The 18540-nt window shown below is 70.6% G+C and carries 15 protein-coding genes and 1 tRNA gene; 15 read left to right on the top strand and 1 reads right to left on the bottom strand.

What is annotated here, in order from left to right; all coding sequences use genetic code 11:
- The first annotated feature begins 61 nt into the window (after window positions 1-61).
- The 13 genes from NCCP_RS13880 (at window position 62) to NCCP_RS13820 (ending at window position 12023) form a co-directional block, all read left to right on the top strand.
- Window positions 62-1381, top strand: coding sequence for a cation:dicarboxylate symporter family transporter (locus NCCP_RS13880; protein WP_149957879.1), 1320 nt, complete (start codon window positions 62-64; stop codon window positions 1379-1381).
- A 316-nt stretch (window positions 1382-1697) separates the two neighbouring features.
- Complete coding sequence (locus tag NCCP_RS13875) at window positions 1698-2552, top strand: ParA family protein (protein WP_149957898.1); 855 nt, start codon at window positions 1698-1700, stop codon at window positions 2550-2552.
- A gap of 8 nt (window positions 2553-2560) precedes the next feature.
- Window positions 2561-3532 carry a segregation and condensation protein A gene (locus NCCP_RS13870; protein WP_149957897.1) on the top strand — a complete coding sequence of 324 codons (972 nt, stop codon included), beginning with the start codon at window positions 2561-2563 and terminating at the stop codon, window positions 3530-3532.
- 83 nt (window positions 3533-3615) lie between these two features.
- Window positions 3616-4194, top strand: a complete 579-nt coding sequence (gene scpB / locus NCCP_RS13865) for an SMC-Scp complex subunit ScpB (RefSeq protein WP_149957896.1) — start codon at window positions 3616-3618, stop codon at window positions 4192-4194.
- Window positions 4195-4316: 122 nt separating this feature from the next.
- Window positions 4317-5522: a pseudouridine synthase gene (locus tag NCCP_RS13860; RefSeq protein WP_149957878.1), complete on the top strand. Its 1206-nt coding sequence runs from the start codon at window positions 4317-4319 to the stop codon at window positions 5520-5522.
- A gap of 3 nt (window positions 5523-5525) precedes the next feature.
- Window positions 5526-6629, top strand: a complete 1104-nt coding sequence (locus tag NCCP_RS13855; RefSeq protein ID WP_149957877.1) for a prephenate dehydrogenase — start codon at window positions 5526-5528, stop codon at window positions 6627-6629.
- Window positions 6626-7300 (top strand): (d)CMP kinase, encoded by a 675-nt coding sequence (cmk, locus tag NCCP_RS13850; protein WP_414727736.1) that lies wholly within the window; start codon window positions 6626-6628, stop codon window positions 7298-7300. The genes NCCP_RS13855 and cmk overlap by 4 nt, the downstream gene beginning before the upstream one ends.
- A gap of 121 nt (window positions 7301-7421) precedes the next feature.
- Window positions 7422-8960 (top strand): ribosome biogenesis GTPase Der, encoded by a 1539-nt coding sequence (gene der / locus NCCP_RS13845; protein WP_149957876.1) that lies wholly within the window; start codon window positions 7422-7424, stop codon window positions 8958-8960.
- 86 nt (window positions 8961-9046) lie between these two features.
- Window positions 9047-9123: transfer RNA gene (locus NCCP_RS13840), tRNA-Pro, on the top strand.
- 364 nt (window positions 9124-9487) lie between these two features.
- The gene (locus tag NCCP_RS13835) at window positions 9488-9961 is read left to right on the top strand and encodes an FHA domain-containing protein (RefSeq protein WP_149957875.1); all 474 of its coding nucleotides are present in this window, start codon (window positions 9488-9490) and stop codon (window positions 9959-9961) included.
- An 11-nt stretch (window positions 9962-9972) separates the two neighbouring features.
- Window positions 9973-10722: a transcriptional regulator FtsR gene (ftsR, locus tag NCCP_RS13830; protein WP_414727735.1), complete on the top strand. Its 750-nt coding sequence runs from the start codon at window positions 9973-9975 to the stop codon at window positions 10720-10722.
- A 20-nt stretch (window positions 10723-10742) separates the two neighbouring features.
- Complete coding sequence (locus NCCP_RS13825; protein ID WP_149957874.1) at window positions 10743-11225, top strand: bifunctional nuclease family protein; 483 nt, start codon at window positions 10743-10745, stop codon at window positions 11223-11225.
- A 222-nt stretch (window positions 11226-11447) separates the two neighbouring features.
- Window positions 11448-12023, top strand: a complete 576-nt coding sequence (locus tag NCCP_RS13820) for a MerR family transcriptional regulator (protein ID WP_172627415.1) — start codon at window positions 11448-11450, stop codon at window positions 12021-12023.
- Window positions 12024-12181: 158 nt separating this feature from the next.
- Here NCCP_RS13820 and NCCP_RS13815 read toward each other — a convergent pair whose 3' ends face one another.
- Complete coding sequence (locus NCCP_RS13815; RefSeq protein WP_414727734.1) at window positions 12182-12997, bottom strand: ParA family protein; 816 nt, start codon at window positions 12995-12997, stop codon at window positions 12182-12184.
- 321 nt (window positions 12998-13318) lie between these two features.
- On the opposite strand from NCCP_RS13815, the gene NCCP_RS13810 reads away from it, so the two are divergent.
- Entirely contained in the window at window positions 13319-16774 is a 3456-nt protein-coding gene (locus NCCP_RS13810; protein WP_149957872.1) for a pyruvate carboxylase, read from the top strand.
- Between the two features lie 289 nt (window positions 16775-17063).
- Window positions 17064-18449 carry a MinD/ParA family ATP-binding protein gene (locus NCCP_RS13805; RefSeq protein ID WP_149957871.1) on the top strand — a complete coding sequence of 462 codons (1386 nt, stop codon included), beginning with the start codon at window positions 17064-17066 and terminating at the stop codon, window positions 18447-18449.
- Window positions 18450-18540 lie beyond the last annotated feature (91 nt).

The raw sequence follows: 18540 nt of genomic DNA, 5'->3' as shown, positions 1-18540 counted from the left end.
TGAGCGGTGTCACTTCGGGGCCCACGATGGATGCAATCCCCCCCGCCCCCAAGGAGCTCCCATGGCAAAGCCGCCAACCCTGCTCGACGAGGCCCCCCGCCAGCCGGAGGCCCCCCACGAAAAACCGAAGAAGAAGACCGACCGGACCCACTGGCTCTACATCCTGGTCATCGGTTCCGTGGTCCTCGGCGCCATCGTCGGCCTGGTCTTCCCCGACCTGGGCAAGGCCCTGAAGCCGCTCGGCACCGGGTTTGTCTCCCTGATCAAGATGATCATCGCCCCGGTCATTTTCTGCACCATCGTGCTCGGCGTCGGCTCCATCGCCAAGGCCGCCACGGTGGGCAAGGTCGGCGGCCTGGCCCTGCTGTACTTCATCACCATGTCCACCTTCGCGCTGGCCATCGGCCTGGTGGTGGGCAACATCATCCACCCGGGCTCGGGGCTGCAGCTGAAGCCGTACGAGGCCTCCAGCTCCGGGTCGGAGAACCCGACCGTCAAGTTCCTGCTTGAGCTGATCCCGGGCGACCTTCCGGTGCTCCCGACGCTGGTCCTGGCGCTGCTGGTGGGCTTTGCCCTGCAGTCCATGGGCAAGGCCGGCGAGCCGGTCCTGGGTGCGATCCGCAACATCCAGGCCGTGGTCTTCCGCATCATGATGATGATCATGTGGGTCGCCCCACTGGGCGCCTTCGGTGCCATCGCCGCTGTCGTCGGCGCCACCGGCTGGGCCGCCATCGGTTCCATGATGGTCCTGATGACCGCCTTCTATGTCACCTGCGCGCTGTTCATCGTGGTGGTGCTCGGCACGCTCCTGCGCGTGGTCACCGGCCTGAACATCTTCAGCCTGCTGAAGTACCTGGGCCGCGAGTACCTGCTGATCTTCTCCACGTCCTCCTCCGAGTCCGCGCTGCCGCGGCTGATCGCCAAGATGGAGCACGCCGGCGTGTCCAAGCCGGTCGTCGGCATCACGGTGCCCACCGGCTACTCCTTCAACCTGGACGGCACCGCGATCTACCTGACCATGGCGGCGCTGTTCGTCTCCACGGCGATGGGCATCCCGATGAACCTGGGCGAGCAGATCGGCCTCCTGGCCTTCATGATCATCGCCTCCAAGGGCGCCGCGGGCGTCACCGGCGCCGGCCTGGCCACGCTGGCGGCGGGGCTGCAGGCGCACCGTCCCGAGCTGCTGGAGGGCATGGGCGTGATCGTGGGCATCGACAAGTTCATGTCCGAGGCCCGCGCGCTGACCAACTTCACCGGCAACGCCGTCGCCACCCTGCTGATCGGCAAGTGGACCAAGGAGATCGACCTGGAGCAGTCCCGTGCCGCGCTCTCCGGCTCCCGGCCCTTCGACGAGGAGTCCCTGACGGCGGACGCGCACTAACGCGCTTCCCGCCGAACGGTTCGCGGCCCGGTCCCGACCGCCGCACCCCAGCCCAGGCCCCCGGCCCTTTCGCCGGGGGCCTGGGCCGTTCCCGCGCCCGGCGCGGACAGGCCTGGCATGCCGGAGGACGGGCAGCGTCTCCGGTCCATCCCTCTACCTCAGCTTCAAGGTAAAGGCTCGCCGACACGCCCCCGTGCACGGGGCGGCCCCGGTGCACGCTAGCCTAGAGGCTAAAGACATGTCGCTAGCAAGGAGCGGAAGCGTGGTTCACACCGTGAGCGATGAACAGGCATCAATCGGCCGCCTGGCGGGCCTGATGAAAGAACCGCCCGCAGTCGGACCGACCGGCCGTCCGCTGACGGAGTTCCCCGTACCGGCACCGCTGGCCTCCCACGGCCCGGCCCGCGTGATCGCGATGGTCAACCAGAAGGGCGGGGTCGGCAAGACGACCTCCACCATCAACCTGGCTGCCGCGCTGGCCGAGTACGGACGCAAGGTCCTGCTGGTGGACTTCGATCCCCAGGGTGCCCTCAGCGCCGGTTTCGGCGCCAACCCGCACGAGCTGGACCTGACCGTCTACAACGTGCTCATGGACCGCAAGGTGGACATCCGCGAGGCGATCCAGGCCACGGGCATCGAAAACATCGACCTGCTGCCGGCGAATATCGACCTCTCGGCCGCCGAAGTGCAGCTGGTCAACGAGGTCGCCCGCGAACAGGTCCTCGACCGGGCCCTGCGCAGGGTCTCCGACGACTACGACGTCATTCTCATCGACTGCCAGCCCTCACTGGGCCTGCTGACCGTCAACGCGCTCACCGCCGCGCACGGGGTGATCATCCCGCTGATCGCCGAGTTCTTCGCGCTGCGCGCGGTGGCGCTGCTGGTGGAAACCATCGAGAAGGTCCAGGACCGGATCAACCCGCGCCTGGAGGTGGACGGCGTGCTGGCCACCATGTACGACGCCCGCACGCTGCACAGCCGCGAGGTGCTGGGCCGGCTGCTGGAGGCGTTCGGGGACAAGGTCTTCGAAACCGTCATTAAGCGCACCATCAAGTTCGCCGACGCCACCGTGGCAGCCGAACCGATCACCACCTACGCCGCCACCCACCCCGGGGCCGAGGCCTACCGCAACCTCGCCCGGGAACTGATCAGCCGCGGCGGCGCCCCGTAGTGAGCGGGATGCCCGGCGGCCCGGCCGCCCGGCATGGGGACCCGGACCCGTCCCGGCCGGCGTCCCGCCCCCCGGCCGCCGGGCCGACCCATCCGGCGGGCGGAACCCCGGAGGTCCGCTCCGGCGGTTTCGAGGTGCGCCTGGAGAACTTCTCCGGTCCCTTCGACCTGCTGTTGGGCCTGATCGCCAAGCACCGCCTGGACATCACCGAGGTGTCCCTGGCGACCGTGACCGACGAGTTCATCGCCTACATCCGCACGCTGCGGGACCGCGAGGGCGCGCGCGCCCTGGACGAGGCCACCGGGTTCCTGGTGGTGGCCTCCACGCTGCTGGACCTCAAGGCGGCGCGCCTGCTGCCGGCCGGCGAAGTGGAGGACGAATCGGACGTGGCCCTGCTGGAGGCCCGGGACCTGCTTTTTGCGCGCCTGCTGCAGTACAAGGCGTTCAAGGAGGCGGCCGGGACCCTGGCCGCCCGCTTGGCCGAGGAAGACCGGCGCTTCCCCCGCCGGGTGCCGCTGGAGCCCGCGTTCGCGGCCCTGCTGCCGGAGCTTATCTGGTCCACCGGGGCCGGGGAATTCGCCGCCCTGGCCGCCCGGGTGCTGGCGCCCGGGCCGGCCGCACCCACCGAAGTGGGGCTGGCCCACCTGCACGCGCCCCCGGTGAGCGTGCGCGAGCAGGCCGCGGTCCTGGCCGGACTGCTGCGCGGCGGGGGAGAGCACAGCTTCCGCGCGCTGTGCGCCGGCGCGGGCTCGCCGATGGTGGTCGTGGCCCGCTTCCTGGCCCTGCTGGAGATGTTCCGCGACCGCGCGGTCGCCTTCGACCAGGCGGCACCGCTGGGCGAGTTGGTGGTGCGCTGGACCGCGGAGGAGCGCGGCTGGACCCCGGACGCCGTCCACGAAGAATACGGCGCCGGGTACGACGCCGGCCCCGGATCCGAAGGGCCGGAAGGCAAAGACCGGGTATCCGAGGAGGAACAGTGAACGTCCAGACGCAAGCGGCCACCCGGGCCCCCGGGGACGCCGGACTGTCCGGAGGCGCCGCGGCTGCCCTGGAAGCGGTCCTGATGGTGGTGGACGAACCCGTGCCCGCCACCCGGCTGGCGGCGGTGCTGGAGTTGCCGGTCGAGCGGGTGGAGGACCTGCTGCGCGGGCTCCGCGACGAGTACGACGGCGCCGGCTCCGGCGCCCCGCGCGGATTTGAGCTGCGGGAGGTCGCCGGCGGCTGGCGCGTCTTCTCCCGGAGTGACTTTGCTCCCATTGTGGCGCGCTTCGTGCGGGACGGGCAGACGGCCCGGCTGACCCAGGCGGCCCTGGAGACGCTGGCGGTAGTCGCCTACCGGCAGCCGGTGTCGCGGGCGCGGATCGCGGCCATCCGCGGCGTCAACGTCGACTCGGTAGTGCGCACGCTGACCCAGCGTGGCCTGCTGGAAGAGGCCGGAACCGAGCCGGAAACCGGGGCGGTCCTGTACCGGACCACCACTCATTTCCTGGAACGGCTGGGCATCGGCAGCGTGGCCGACCTGCCGATGATCTCCCCCCTGCTGCCCGGGCTGGAAGAGCTGCACCACTTCGAGCCGGCGGCGGCCGGGCGCCTGGAGGGGGCCTCCGCCGTGCATGGCGGACCCGAATCGCCCCTATACTAGAGAGTTTGATGCTCCCCACTGCGTGACCGACCGGTCCCGCATGGCGCACCCGACCACGCCACGCGGCTAAACCATGCCCCGTGGCCCACCCCAGCACCGCAGTAACCATAGAAGGACGTCACATGACTCAGGGATCCCGTTCCGGCTCCGGCCACGGCGACCAGCGCCGCGGAGCGCACGGCCAGGGCGCCGGCCGCGGCAACGCCGGCGCGGGCCAGTCCGGCGGCCAGCGCGGCCAGTCCGCCGGCCGCGGCAAGGCCGGTGCGGGCCAGCCAGGCGGCCAGGGCGCCGGCCGCGGCACCTCCGGCACGGGCAAGCCCGCCGGAAAGGGCTACGGCGCTTCAGAGGGCAAGCCGGGCTACGGCAAGCCCGCCGCCGGCAAGGCAGGATCCGGAAAGCCCGCAGCCGGCAAGGCGGGATCCGGCAAGCCGGGCGCCAAGAAGGGCGCGCCCAAGGGTGGCGCCAAGAAGGCCACCAACCGCGGCCCCGCCGCTTTCGGTGGAGAGCGGTTCGGGCGCAACCTCGGCCCGGTGCGCGTGAACGGGCCCAAGGCGGTCCGCGCGGCCCGCCAGGCGCAGGAGCAGAATCCCTCCGAGCAGGACGGCGTGCGCCTGCAGAAGGTGCTGGCCAATGCCGGGGTCGCATCGCGCCGGGTGTGCGAGGAGATGATCGCCGAGGGCCGCGTGGAGGTCAACGGACAGATCGTGACCGAACTCGGGGTACGCATCGACCCGGCCGTGGACGTCCTCCATGTCGACGGCATGCGCGTCCAGCTCAACGAGGCCCTGAAGTACTTCGTCTTCAACAAGCCCCGCAATGTCGTCTCCACCATGGAGGACCCGGAGGGCCGCAAGTGCATCGCCGACTTCCTCAAAAAGAGGCACTCCACGGAACGGCTCTTCCACGTCGGCCGGCTGGACTACGCCACCGAGGGCCTGTTGCTGCTGACCAACGACGGCGAACTGGCCAACCGCCTGACCCACCCCTCCTACGAGGTGCCCAAGACCTACCTGGTCCAGGTGCGCGGGCCGATGGCGCACGGCGTCGGCGCCGAACTGAAGAAGGGCATCCGCCTGGATGACGGCTGGGCCCACGTCGACTCCTTCAAGCTCGTCGACTCGACCCCCGGGCACGTGCTTGTCGAGGTCGTCCTGCACTCCGGGCGCAACCGCATCGTCCGCCGCCTGTTCGACGCGGTCGGCCACCCCGTCCTGCGCCTGGTCCGGGTGAAGTTCGGCCCGATCAGCCTCGGCGACCAGAAGCAGGGCACCCTGCGGCCGCTCGGCCACCAGGAGGTCGGCCACCTGCTCGCCTCGGTGGGGATGTAGCCGATGGCCGCAACCCACCTGATGGGCCCGGTGCTGGTCGTCGGCACCGGGCTGTTGGGCGCCAGCATCGGCCTGGGCCTGCGCCAGCGCGGGCTTGAGGTGCGGCTGTCGGACCCCTCGCCCACCGCCCAGGGCGTTGCCCAGGACATTGGCGCCGGCACCATCCTGGCCCCGGGGGAGCAGCTTTTTCCGCAACTGGTCGTGGTGGCCGCCCCGCCGGACGTGACCGCCGCCGTCGTGTCCCGGGCCCTGCGCGAGCATCCGGAGGCTACCGTCGTCGACATCGCCAGCGTGAAGTCCTCGATCCTGGCCGCGCTGCGCTCGGACCCGGACCTCGGTCCGGACCAGCTGCGCCGCTACGTGGGCACGCATCCGATGGCGGGGCGGGAGAAATCCGGCCCCGCCGCCGCCCGCGGCGAGCTGTTCACGTCCATGCCGTGGGTCGTCTGCGCCCACCCGGACGCGGACGAGGAGAGCGTGCGCACCGCCATGGACCTGGGCATCGACCTGGGGGCCACGGTCAGCCGGATGGATGCGCTGGAGCACGACGCTTCCGTGGCGCTGGTCTCCCACTTCCCGCAGGTGGCCGCCTCGCTGATCGCCTCGCGGCTGCTCAACGCGCCGTCCCATGCGCTCTCGCTGGCCGGCAACGGGCTGCGGGACACCACGCGCATCGCGGCGTCGGACCCGAAGCTGTGGATCCAGATCCTCAGCCACAATGCCCCCCAGCTGGTGGGCATCCTGCACGGGATGCGCGAGGACCTCGACCGGCTCATCGGTACCCTGGAGGCGCCCTCCGCCCCCGGGGCCCTGCTGGACCTGGCCGAGCTGATGGCCGAGGGCAACGCCGGGCGGGCCCGCATCCCGGGCAAGCACGGGGCCCCGCCGCAGGCGTTCGGCGTCGTGACCGTGCTGGTCGACGACAAACCGGGCCAGATTGCGCGGCTGCTCGCGGACATCGGCGCGGCCGGGGTCAACGTCGAGGACCTGCGCATGGAACACTCCGCCGGCCACCAGGTCGGCATGGTCGAAGTCTCCGTGGTGCCCGGGCGGCGCCAGGAGCTCATCGACTCCCTGACCAACATCGGCTGGAAGGTAGTTCAGTGACTTTGGAAAAGCTCGTCGTCGCCGTCGACGGCCCCTCGGGCAGCGGCAAGTCCTCCGTCTCCAAGGAGGCCGCCCGCCGGCTGGGCGCCCGGTACCTCGACACCGGGGCCATGTACCGCGCCGTGACGTGGCACTGCCTGGACGCCGGAACCGACCTGCACGACGCCGGGGCCGTGGCGGCCGCAGTGCGCGTGGCCGACCTCTTCATCAGCACGGACCCGGACCACGAGGAGGTGCGCATCCACGGCACTGACGTGACCGCGGCCATCCGCGAGCCGTTCGTCTCCGAGGCCGTCTCCGCCGTGGCCACCAACCTGGAGGCGCGCGCCGAGCTGGCGCGCCGCCAGCGCGAGATCATCGACGCTGCCGGCCGCATCGTTGCCGAGGGGCGGGACATCACCACCGTTGTCGCCCCCGACGCCCACGCCCGCATCCTGCTCACCGCCAGCGAGGAGGCCCGGCTGCGCCGACGCGGCCTGCAGCTTGGCGGCACGCAGTCCGCGGCGGACCTGCAGCGCCAGGTCGTCGCCCGCGACGCGAAGGACGCCACCGTGAGCAGCTTCCACGAAGCCTCAGACGGCGTAGCCACCGTCGACTCCTCGGACCTGGACTTCGAACAGACCGTCCAGGCCGTGCTGGCCGCTGTCGCGGCGCAGGCCGTCAGCGCCTGACCTCCCGCCGTCGGCCCCGGGACTGCCCGGGGTGGACGGCACGCCGGGGCCGAGGGCCCCGTGCTTCAATTGAAAGTGCTTCCGCGTCCTGCGGGAGCGGCGAACAAAGGAATCCCTGACCATGAGCGATAGCGCCGCCTACGCAGGCGAGGGCGACGAATACGTCCCCCAGGGCGAGGACCACATCGCCGAAAGGCTTGGCACGATTACCGACGAGGAGGCCGAACAGCGCGCCGCCTCGCTGCTGGCAGGACTTGAGGACTACGACCTCGACGAGGACGACGCCCGGTTGCTCGCCCAGCGCGACGAGGACGAGCTGGAGGAGGAAGACGACCGGGTTCCTCCCGTGCTGGCCATCATCGGCCGCCCCAACGTCGGCAAGTCCACGCTGGTGAACCGCATCCTCGGCCGCCGCGAGGCCGTCGTCGAGGACGTCCCCGGCGTGACCCGCGACCGCGTGTCCTACTCCGCCGAATGGATGGGCCGGGAGTTCACCGTGGTCGACACCGGCGGATGGGAGCACGACGCCAAGGGCATCCATGCCCGCGTCGCCGAGCAGGCCGAGATCGCCGCGGACGCCGCGGACGCGATCGTCTTCGTGGTGGACTCCGCGGTGGGCGCCACCGCCACCGACGAGGCGGTCGTGCGGATGCTGCGCCGCAAGAAGAAGCCGGTCTTCCTGGTGGCCAACAAGGTCGACGACATTGCCCAGGAGGCCGACGCCGCTTCGCTGTGGAGCCTGGGCTTCGGCCAGCCGTACCCGGTCTCCGCGCTGCATGGCCGCGGCACCGCGGACCTGCTCGACGACGTCATGGAAAAGCTGCCCGAGTTCTCCGCCGCCGGCGGCCTGGTCCCGCGCGGCGGCCCCCGCCGCGTGGCCCTGATCGGCCGCCCGAACGTGGGCAAGTCCTCGCTGCTGAACAAGCTGGCCGGCTCCGAGCGCGTGGTCGTGGACAACTTCGCCGGAACCACCCGTGACCCCGTCGACGAACTGATCGAGCTGGGCGGGCGCACCTGGCGCTTCGTGGACACCGCCGGCATCCGCCGTCGCCAGCACATGGCGCAGGGCGCCGACTACTACGCCTCCCTGCGCACGCAGAGCGCGCTGGACAAGGCGGAGGTCGCCGTCGTGCTCCTGGCCGTCGACGAGGTCCTGTCCGAGCAGGACGTGCGCATCCTCCAGATGACGATCGACTCCGGGCGCGCGCTGGTGCTCGCGTTCAACAAGTGGGACCTGCTGGACGAGGACCGTCGCCGGTACCTGGAGCGCGAGATCGAGCAGGACCTGGCCCACGTCGAGTGGGCCCCGCGCGTGAACATCTCGGCGAAGACCGGCTGGCACAAGGACAAGCTGGTTCCGGCCCTGGACCGGGCCCTGGAGTCCTGGGACAAGCGCATCCCCACGGGCAAGCTCAACGCGTTCCTCGGCGAGCTCGTGGCCGCCCACCCGCACCCGGTGCGCGGCGGCAAGCAGCCACGGATCCTCTTTGGCACGCAGGCGTCGACGCGCCCGCCGCGCTTCGTGCTTTTCACCACCGGATTCCTGGATCCGGGCTACCGCCGTTTCATCACCCGCCGCCTGCGCGAGACGTTCGGATTCGAAGGAACCCCCATCGAAGTGAGCATGCGCATCCGCGAAAAGCGGTCGCGTCAAAAGTAGCCCGAAAAGTGTTGTAGAGTATCCAAGGAGCTTTTCGCAGACGGAACCGTGGGGGAAACCCCGGGGAGAACGGCTGCGAAAATCTTCGGGCTATGGCGCAGCTTGGTAGCGCGCCTGACTGGGGGTCAGGAGGTCGTGGGTTCGAATCCCGCTAGCCCGACCACCGGAGCCCCGGACCGCAAGGTCCGGGGCTCCTTTTGGTTTACGGACATTTTTGGCGTGAGGGCACTTGCGGTTCCGGCCGGGTCCCGGCGGTATTTGCGGGCTCGGGCGGGTCCTTCAGCGAACCGGTGGGGACTTCATCCGGCGGTGGGGGAACAGCCCGCCACACCGCGCCAGGGGCCGGGACGTCCCTTCCCGTCCGGCTTTCCCGATCCGCCCGGCACGACCTGCCCCGCAACCCCCCGCGAACCTTGGGCAACGGGTAGGCTAATCTGGACGAAACCGCGCTTTTGGCACGTGCCGCGGCGCAGGATCCGGACACCGTCCGGTGAAGTAGAACACCGATTCCTAGGGGAGGACATTAAATGGCGGGGGAATACGGCTCGGACCTCGAGTCCGGGCGGCAAGAGTCTGCTGCGGAAACCACGAGCATCAGCCTGCCTCCGTTGGTTGGCGGCCCGGTCGTCGAAACGGCGCTGGCCCCCGAGGAGCTGGCCGCGGTGGCCGCGCTTCCGGTCGGTTCCGCCCTCCTGATCGCCCACGCCGGCCCCAACGCCGGAGCGCGCTTCCTGCTCGACCAGGACATCACCACGGCCGGGCGCCACCCGGAGGCCGACATCTTCCTCGACGACGTCACCGTTTCCCGCAAGCACGCCGAGTTCCGCCGCGTTGAGGGCGGATTCGAGGTGGTCGACGCGGGCAGCCTCAACGGCACCTACGTGAACCAGGACCGGGTCGACTCCGTGCGCCTGCGCAACGGCTCCGAGGTCCGGATCGGCAAGTTCCGCCTCACCTTCTACGCCGGTGTCCGTCAGGCGGACGCACCGCAGCAGGGCTGACGGGAGCAGTCGTGGTTGCCTCCGCCAACGCCCACCGGACGGCCGGGGCGGCGAGCGAGCCCTCCCGCCGGCCGGTGCTGAACATTGGGGAGGTGCTGTCCGAGCTGTCCGGGGACTTCCCCCAGATCACCGCGTCCAAGATCCGTTTCCTTGAGGAAAAGGGCCTGATCAGCCCGCAGCGCACGGCCGCCGGCTACCGCAAGTACACGGCCGGGGACATCGAGCGGCTGCGCTTCGTGCTGGCCCTGCAGCGGGACCAGTACCTGCCCCTGAGGGTTATCAAGGACTACCTCGATGCCGTGGACCGGGGGGAGCGCCCCGAGCAGCTGCCCGGCGGCCTCTCGCTGGCCCCGCGCGGGGTCACCGACGAGCTGGCCCAGGAACTGGCAGGCCACACCCGTGCCCTGACCAAGGCGGAGCTCCAGGGCGCCACCGGAGCCTCGGCGGCACTGATCGACGAGCTGCTGGCTTTCGGCCTGATCGCCGAACGCGAGGAGCGCTTCGACGAGGCGGCCACCCGGGTGGCGGCGGCCAGCGCCAAGCTGGCCGCGCACGGAATCGAGCCGCGGCACCTGCGGGCCTTCCGGGCCGCGGCGGACCGCGAACTCGGCCTCGTGGAACGGGCGGTGGCTCCGCTGGCAACGCGCAAGGACGTTTCCTCGCGCGCCCGGGCGGCCGAGGCCGCCCGCGAAATCAGCGACGCCTGCCTGGCGTTGCACAGCGCGCTCGTCCAGGGCGCACTCGCACGATTGGACCACTAGGTCCGTAGGAGGGCCGTAGCATGCGGAAACTCGAAGTTGTCGGTGTGCGTATCGAGTTGCCATCGAACCAGCCGCTGGTGCTGCTCAAGGAGGCTGAGGGCCCGCGCCACCTGCCAATCTGGATCGGGGCGCCCGAGGCCTCGGCGATCGCGATGAGCCAGCAGGGCATCCAGCCGCCGCGCCCGATGACGCACGACCTCCTCGCCTCCGTCATCAAGGCCCTGGGACGCCCGCTGCTGGAGGCCCGCCTCGTCTCCGTGCGCGAAACCGTCTTCTACGCCCAGCTCGCCTTCGAGGGCGGCGTGGAGGTGGACGCCCGCGCCTCCGACGCGGTGGCGCTGGCCCTGCGCGTGGGGTGCCCGCTGCTGTGCGCGGACGAGGTCCTCGACGACGCCGGCGTGCTGGTCAGCGAGGATGGCGGCTCCAGCGAGGGGGAAGAGGCTGAACTGCGCGAGTTCCGCGAGTTCCTCGCCGAGGTCGAGCCGGAGGACTTCGATAAGTAGGTGACAGGCCGGTGACATCCCGGCGACACGCCCCGGCCCAAATGTTGAAGGTCTTTGACGAGGGGGCACCCGGGCCGTACCGTCGAAGAAGTAGGTTTCCCATTGCCTGATCGGACGCCGCCTTGGCACACTGGACGGATACGCCCGTTCGGCGTCGCTGGGCGCCCGGGCCGGCCCCGCCCCTTCGGGGGAGCTTCAACAAGGAGGGTTCACGTGACTCACATCCGTGATCAGCGCGAATCGCCGGCCACTGGGCCGACCGCCAGCGGCAGCACCCAAGGGTTGCTGTTCACCGAAGACCTGCCCGTGCTGGACGAGGGTGCGGGCTACCGCGGCCCCATCGTCTGCAAGGCGGCAGGGATCACCTACCGGCAGCTCGACTATTGGGCCCGCACCGGGTTGGTCGAACCCGCGGTACGTGGCGCGAAGGGCTCCGGTTCCCAGCGCCTGTACAGCTTCCGGGACATCCTGGTCCTCAAGGTCGTCAAGCGCCTGCTGGATACCGGGGTCTCCCTGCAGCAGATCCGCGCCGCCGTCGGCCACCTGCGTGAGCGCGGCATCGAGGACCTGGCCCAGATCACCCTCATGAGCGACGGCGCGTCGGTCTACGAGTGCACCTCAGCCGACGAGGTCATCGACCTGGTCCAGGGCGGCCAGGGCGTTTTCGGGATCGCCGTCGGGCGCGTCTGGCGCGAGGTCGAGGGCAGCCTGGCCCAGTTGCCGAGCGAGCACGCCGAGGACGCGTACCCGGAGGACGAGCTCGGCCGGCGTCGCGTGGCCAAGAAGTCCGCCAGCTGACCCCTCCTGAGCCAACGGCGGGTGCGGCACCGTACGGTGCCGCACCCGCCGTTTTTTGCTGTGCCGTGGCTTGCTGTCCAGTTGATTGCAGTCCCGCCGGTCGTTGCGCCCCCACCCGGGCCGCCGTGACGGTGCCGGGCAAGGACCGGCTTTTCCGGCTAGTGGGATGCGCGGCTGCGCAGCTTGCCCGAATCGGTGACGTTGCGCAGCAGGTCGTCGAAGTGGGAGGCCGCGGTGCGTGCGGCCTCGCCGGGCCAGTGGTGCACGGCGTAAGCCGCGCCCTGGATCTGCTGCCAGTTCGCCTGCTCGGCGATCACGGGGGAGAGCAGCGAGGTGCCAAACATGCTCCGCATCTCATCGAGCCGGTACCGGTGTTCGGCCGATGCGGGACGATAGCGGTTGGCCACGACGCCGGCGGTGGCCAGCTCCGGGGCGAACTCCGTGCGGAACAGGTCAAGGGCCCGCATGGTGCGTTCGGTGCCGGCCACCGAGAACAGGCTCGGCTCGGCCACCAGGAGCACCCGGTTGCTGGCGGTCCAGGCCATGCGGGTCAGGCCGTTGAGCGAGGGCGGGCAGTCGATCAGCACCAGCGAGTAGATGGAGGTGCGGGAGAGCAGCGCGGACAGCCGGCGCAGGTCCCGTGCCCGGAGGTCGGGGCGGTCGTAGATGCCGGTGAAGGCGGCCCCAAAGGCGACATCCAGCACGGGCGGCCGGGTCAGGGAGGCGTCGCCCGCCGCCCGCGAAAGCCAGGAGCTGGGTGCCGCATCGGCCTCAATGTCCCCGCGGCGGGCATTCTTGAGCAGGTGCCCGATGTCCGTGCGGCCTTCCGGGCGCACGCCCAGCCCGGTGCTGGCGTCCGCGTGCGGGTCCAGGTCCACCACCAGGGTTGGAATGCCGGCGGCCAGGGCAGCGGAAGCCAGTCCCAGCGTTACCGAGGTCTTGCCCACGCCACCTTTGAGGCTGCTGATGCTCACTACCTGCACGGAACGGATCACGCCCTTATCTGTGTTGCTACCTGTCACGGCTCCCCGAAATATCATAGTGCGCACGCGCGCCCCTCCTGTGCCACGCGGGGTCCGGGCCGCGGCGCACCTCCCGCGTGGCATGCGGCCGCCCATGTGAGGGGCTGTCTTTCATGTTCCGGAAGACGACGAAATGTGTTAGGGCTGTGGGCTCGGTCACGGTACATTGAAGCCCAAGGCCGAGCGTGACCCGCAGCGCCTGGCGTCAATGATGACCTTCCGCCAAGAGGAATCCTTGCGCCGTCCTGTCCACAAACACTTCGCAGGAGCACCATGTTTTCCAAGATCCTGGTGGCCAACCGTGGCGAGATCGCCATTCGTGCATTTCGAGCCGGGTACGAACTCGGGGCCAAGACGGTAGCCGTCTATCCCCATGAGGACCGCAATTCCATCCACCGGCAGAAGGCCGACGAGGCGTACCTGATCGGTGAGGAAGGGCACCCGATCCGGGCGTACCTGGACGTCGATGAGATTGTCCGGGTTGCCAAGGAATCGGGCGCGGATGCGATCTATCCCGGCTACGGGTTCCTGTCGGAGAACCCGGATCTGGCCCGTGCGGCGGCCGGGGCCGGCATCGCGTTCATCGGACCTCCCCCGGAGGTGTTGGAGCTGGCCGGAAACAAGGTGGCCGCTTTGAAGGCGGCCCGCGCGGCCGGGATTCCGGTGCTGGCCTCCTCGGAACCGAGCGATGACGTCGAGTGGCTGATCGCGGAGGCGGACAAGATCGGGTTCCCGATCTTCGTCAAGGCCGTCGCCGGTGGCGGCGGGCGCGGCATGCGCCGGGTGGACACCCGCGAGGCGCTGCCGGAGGCCCTGGCCGCGGCGATGCGCGAGGCCGGGACCGCGTTTGGGGACCCGACGGTGTTTTTGGAGCAGGCGGTTTTGCGTCCGCGGCACATCGAGGTGCAGATCCTGGCGGACGGTTCCGGGAATGTGGTGCACCTGTTCGAGCGGGATTGTTCGCTGCAGCGCCGGCACCAGAAGGTCATCGAAATCGCTCCGGCCCCCAACCTGGACGAGAATATCCGCCAGGCCCTGTACGCGGACGCGGTGAAGTTCGCCAAGGCTTTGAACTACCAGAACGCCGGCACCGTGGAGTTCCTGGTGGACACCGTGGGCGAGCGGGCCGGCCAGCACGTGTTCATCGAGATGAACCCGCGCATCCAGGTCGAGCACACGGTTACCGAGGAGATCACGGACGTGGACCTGGTCTCGGCGCAGATGCGTATCGCGGCCGGGGAGACCCTGGAGGATTTGGGCATCCGCCAGGAGGAGCTGCGCATCCGCGGGGCGGCGCTGCAGTGCCGCATCACCACCGAGGACCCGGCCAACGGGTTCCGCCCGGACGTGGGAACCATCACGGTGTACCGCTCCGCGGGCGGGTCCGGGGTGCGCCTGGACGGCGGCACCATCTACGCCGGCGCGGAGGTGTCCCCGCACTTCGACTCGATGCTGGTCAAGCTGACCTGCCGCGGCCGGGACTATGAGATGGCCGTGCGCCGGGCCCGGCGCGCGCTGGCCGAATTCCGGGTGCGCGGGGTCGCTACCAACATCCCGTTCCTCATGAACGTGCTCGATGACCCGCAGTTCATCGCCGGGGACGTGGCCACCGACTTCATTGACTCCCGGCCCGACCTGCTGGTGGGAAACCGGTCCCAGGACCGCGGCACCAAGGCGCTGTCCTTCCTGGCGGACGTGACGGTGAACCGGCCCAACGGCCCCCGCCGGGAGGGCCTGGACCCGCGCGAGAAGCTGCCCTCCTTCCCGGGGGACAAGCGCCAGGAGCCGTTCCGGTCCCCGTTCGACGAGCCCGTCGAAGTCGCCCCGGCCTCGGGGTGGCGCCAGCGCCTGCTGGAGCTGGGCCCGGAAGGCTTCGCGAAGGCCCTGCGCGAACAGAGGGCGGTGGCGGTCACGGACACCACGTTCCGCGACGCGCACCAGTCGCTGCTGGCCACCCGGGTGCGCACCCGGGACCTGCTCGCGGCAGCCCCGGCCTACGCGCACACGCTGCCCCAACTGTTCTCTATGGAGGTTTGGGGAGGTGCGACCTACGACGTCGCGCTGCGCTTCCTCGGGGAAGACCCGTGGCAGCGGCTGGCGCTGCTGCGCCGGGCCCTGCCGAACATTCCGCTGCAGATGCTGCTGCGCGGACGCAACACGGTCGGCTACACCCCGTACCCGACCGAGGTCACCGACGCGTTCGTGAAGGAGGCAGCCGCCACCGGCATCGACATCTTCCGCATCTTCGACGCGCTCAACGACGTCTCCCAGATGGCCCCGGCCATCCAGGCCGTCCGGAACACCGGCACCGCCGTGGCCGAGGTCGCCCTGTGCTACTCCGGGAACCTTTTGGACCCGGCCGAGGACATCTACACCCTCGACTACTACCTGGACCTGGCGCAGCGGATCGTTGATGCCGGCGCGCACATCTTGGCGATCAAGGACATGGCGGGCCTGCTGCGCCCGGCCGCGGCCAAGATCCTGGTCACCGCGCTGCGTGAGCGCTTCGACCTGCCGGTGCACCTGCACACCCACGACACCGCCGGCGGCCAGCTGGCCACCCTGCTGGCGGCCGTGGACGCGGGCGTGGACGCGGTCGACGTCGCCGCGGCCTCGATGGCCGGGACCACCTCCCAGCCCTCGTCCTCGGCGCTGGTCGCGGCCCTGGCCAACACCGAGCGCGACACCGGCATCGAACTCGAGGCCGCCGCCGCGATGGAGCCCTACTGGGAGGCCGTGCGGGCGATGTACGCACCCTTCGAGTCCGGCCTGGCCGGGCCCACCGGCCGGGTCTACCGGCACGAGATCCCGGGCGGGCAGCTGTCCAACCTGCGCCAGCAGGCGATCGCGCTCGGCCTGGGCGAGAGGTTCGAGGCGATCGAGGACATGTATACCGCGGCCAACCGCATCCTGGGACGTCCCACCAAGGTCACCCCCTCCTCCAAGGTGGTCGGGGACCTGGCCCTGCAACTGGTGGGCATGAACGTGGACCCGGACGAGTTCGAGGCCAACCCGGCCGCGTTCGACATCCCGGACTCGGTCATCCAGTTCCTCTCCGGCGAACTCGGCGACCCGGCCGGCGGCTGGCCCGAGCCCTTCCGCACCAAGGCCCTGGCCGGACGCACCGTGCGCCCGCACGTGGAGGAACTCTCCCAGGAGGACTCCGCCGCCCTGGCGGCGGATTCGGCCACCCGCCGGAAAACCCTGAACCGGCTGCTCTTCCCGGGCCCGACCAAGGACTACGAGAAGACGGTCGCCGAGTACGGGGACGTGTCCATCCTGCACACCCGCGACTACCTCTACGGGATGCGCAAGAACCACGAACACGTGATCCCGCTGGGCAAGGGCGTGCGCCTGCTGGCCACCCTGCAGGCCATCTCCGACCCCGACGAGAAGGGCATGCGCACCGTCATGTGCACGCTCAACGGGCAGGGACGCACCATCACGGTCAGGGACCGCAACGTCGAATCCACCGTGAAGTCCGCCGAAAAGGCCGACGCGTCCAACCCCGGCCACGTCGCCGCGCCTTTCGCCGGAGCGGTCACCGCCACCGTCAAGGCCGGGGACCGTGTCGAGGCCGGAGCCACGATCGCGACCATCGAGGCCATGAAGATGGAGGCCGGCATCACCACCCCCGTCGCCGGCACCGTCTCCCGCATCGCCATCACCGGCACCGCCCAAGTCCAGGGCGGAGACCTGCTGGTGGTCATCGACCCGGACAATTCCTGAGCGGAACAACTCCTGAGTGGAACAACGGCAGGTTCGGACCACGATAGGCCCGGACCGCATTGATCCGGGCCGCGTGGATCCGGGCCGTGTGGTTCCGAACTGGGGCCGGTCCTGACCGGCAACCACCCGTGCCAAGGGGGCGGGCGCATCCCGGTGCGCCCGCCCCCTTGGCGTTCCGGGCCCCGGCGGCGGGTTCCCTTTCCGGCCTTGACCAGTGCGCTAGTGTGATGCTTGACATGGTCGGATGCCATCCTCGATCGACCGGGGGGACCAACACGAGGGGAACCAGATGAGCCAAGAGAGCACCACGCCGGAGGAACCGCTGAGCGGCCCCCCTGCCGTCCCTGAGCGGACACCGAAGCCGGCCGGGACGACCGGCCCCGGTTCCGGGGATCCGTTGGATCCGTTGGAGGCGTTGGGGGCTTCGGTGGACGACGCCTTCGCCCACGTCTCGGAGGAGACCCCGGAAGGTGGCGGGCCATACGCGGAACGGCCGGCGGAGCCGCCGTTGCCCCCATTGCCGCCGTCACCTCCAGCGCAGGAGCCGGCGTACGACGTCGCTGCGGCCGGTGCTCCCGAAATTGCCACCTGGGAGCCGGAGGGCTCGCGTTCCGGCCGCGGCCCGTCCACAAGATCCACCGAGTTCCCGGCCCGCGAGGCCGCCGCCCGGGCCCGCACCGAATCCTCCGGCGCCGGTCCGGCTCCGGCCCCGGCTCCGGCCCCGGCTCCGGCCCCGGCCGCGGCGGAAGTGCCCGAGCCGGCGGCCGCGCTGACCGCCGACCGGCTGCTGGAGCCGCGGGTCCGGCCGCCGGCGGGAGGGTGGCGGCTGTGGCTCTACCGGGCGACCCTGGGCAGGGTCAACGTGGGGGACTCCGACGCCGAGCGGCTGCGGCGCGTCACCGCTCATCGCATTGCCGTGCCGCTGGGGGAGGGGACCCGTTACGTGCCGGTGCTCTCCCGCAAGGGCGGGGTCGGCAAAACTACGGTGACCACGCTGCTGGGCATGGCCCTGGCCCAGGGGCGCGAGGACCGGGTGATCGCCCTGGACGCGAACCCGGACCGCGGCACGCTCAGCGACCGCTCTCCCGGCAAGGCCCGGCACACCGCCCGCCAGCTGGTGCAGAACCGGTTCATGGTGGACTCCTTTACCAAGCTCTCCAGCTACGCCGCCCGCGAGGGCTCCCGGCTGGACGTGCTCGCCTCCGACCCGGATCCGCACGTCGCGCTGGCCTTCGATGACGCGGACTACCGGGCCGTCACCGACCTGCTTTCCAAGTACTACTCGATCGTGCTGACGGATTCGGGAACCGGGATGGTCCATTCGGTCATGAAGGGGACGCTGGAGAAGGCGCATGCGGTGGTGCTGGTGTCCGGGGCCAGCGTCGACGAGGCCCGGTTGGCCTCCGAAACCCTGTCCTGGCTGGAGGCACACGGGCGCGAGGACCTGGCCGCCCGGGCGATCGTGGTCATCAACCAGTCCCTGCACAACGGACGGGCGGTGAACGTCGGCGAGATCGAGGCCCACTTCCGCACCCGCGCCGCCCACGTGGTGCGCCTGCCCTACGACCCGCACCTGGCCGAGGGCTCGCGCGTGGACCTGTCCCTGCTGCAGCCGGCGACCCGCGACGCGGCCTACGAGCTGGCTGCGCTGGTGGTCGATTCGCTCAGGGACTGAGGCGCGCAGCACGAAAGGCACCCGGCATGGCGGCGGGCCGCCCTCCGCAAGGAGGGCGGCCCGCCGCCATGCCGGGACGGTCAGCGGCCGC

This window comes from Zafaria cholistanensis (assembly GCF_008580665.1).
In the GTDB taxonomy this organism is placed as follows: Bacteria; Actinomycetota; Actinomycetes; order Actinomycetales; family Micrococcaceae; genus Zafaria; species Zafaria cholistanensis.
Note: the sequence above shows the minus strand (reverse complement) of the source record. Positions and strands in the feature narration are given on the sequence as shown.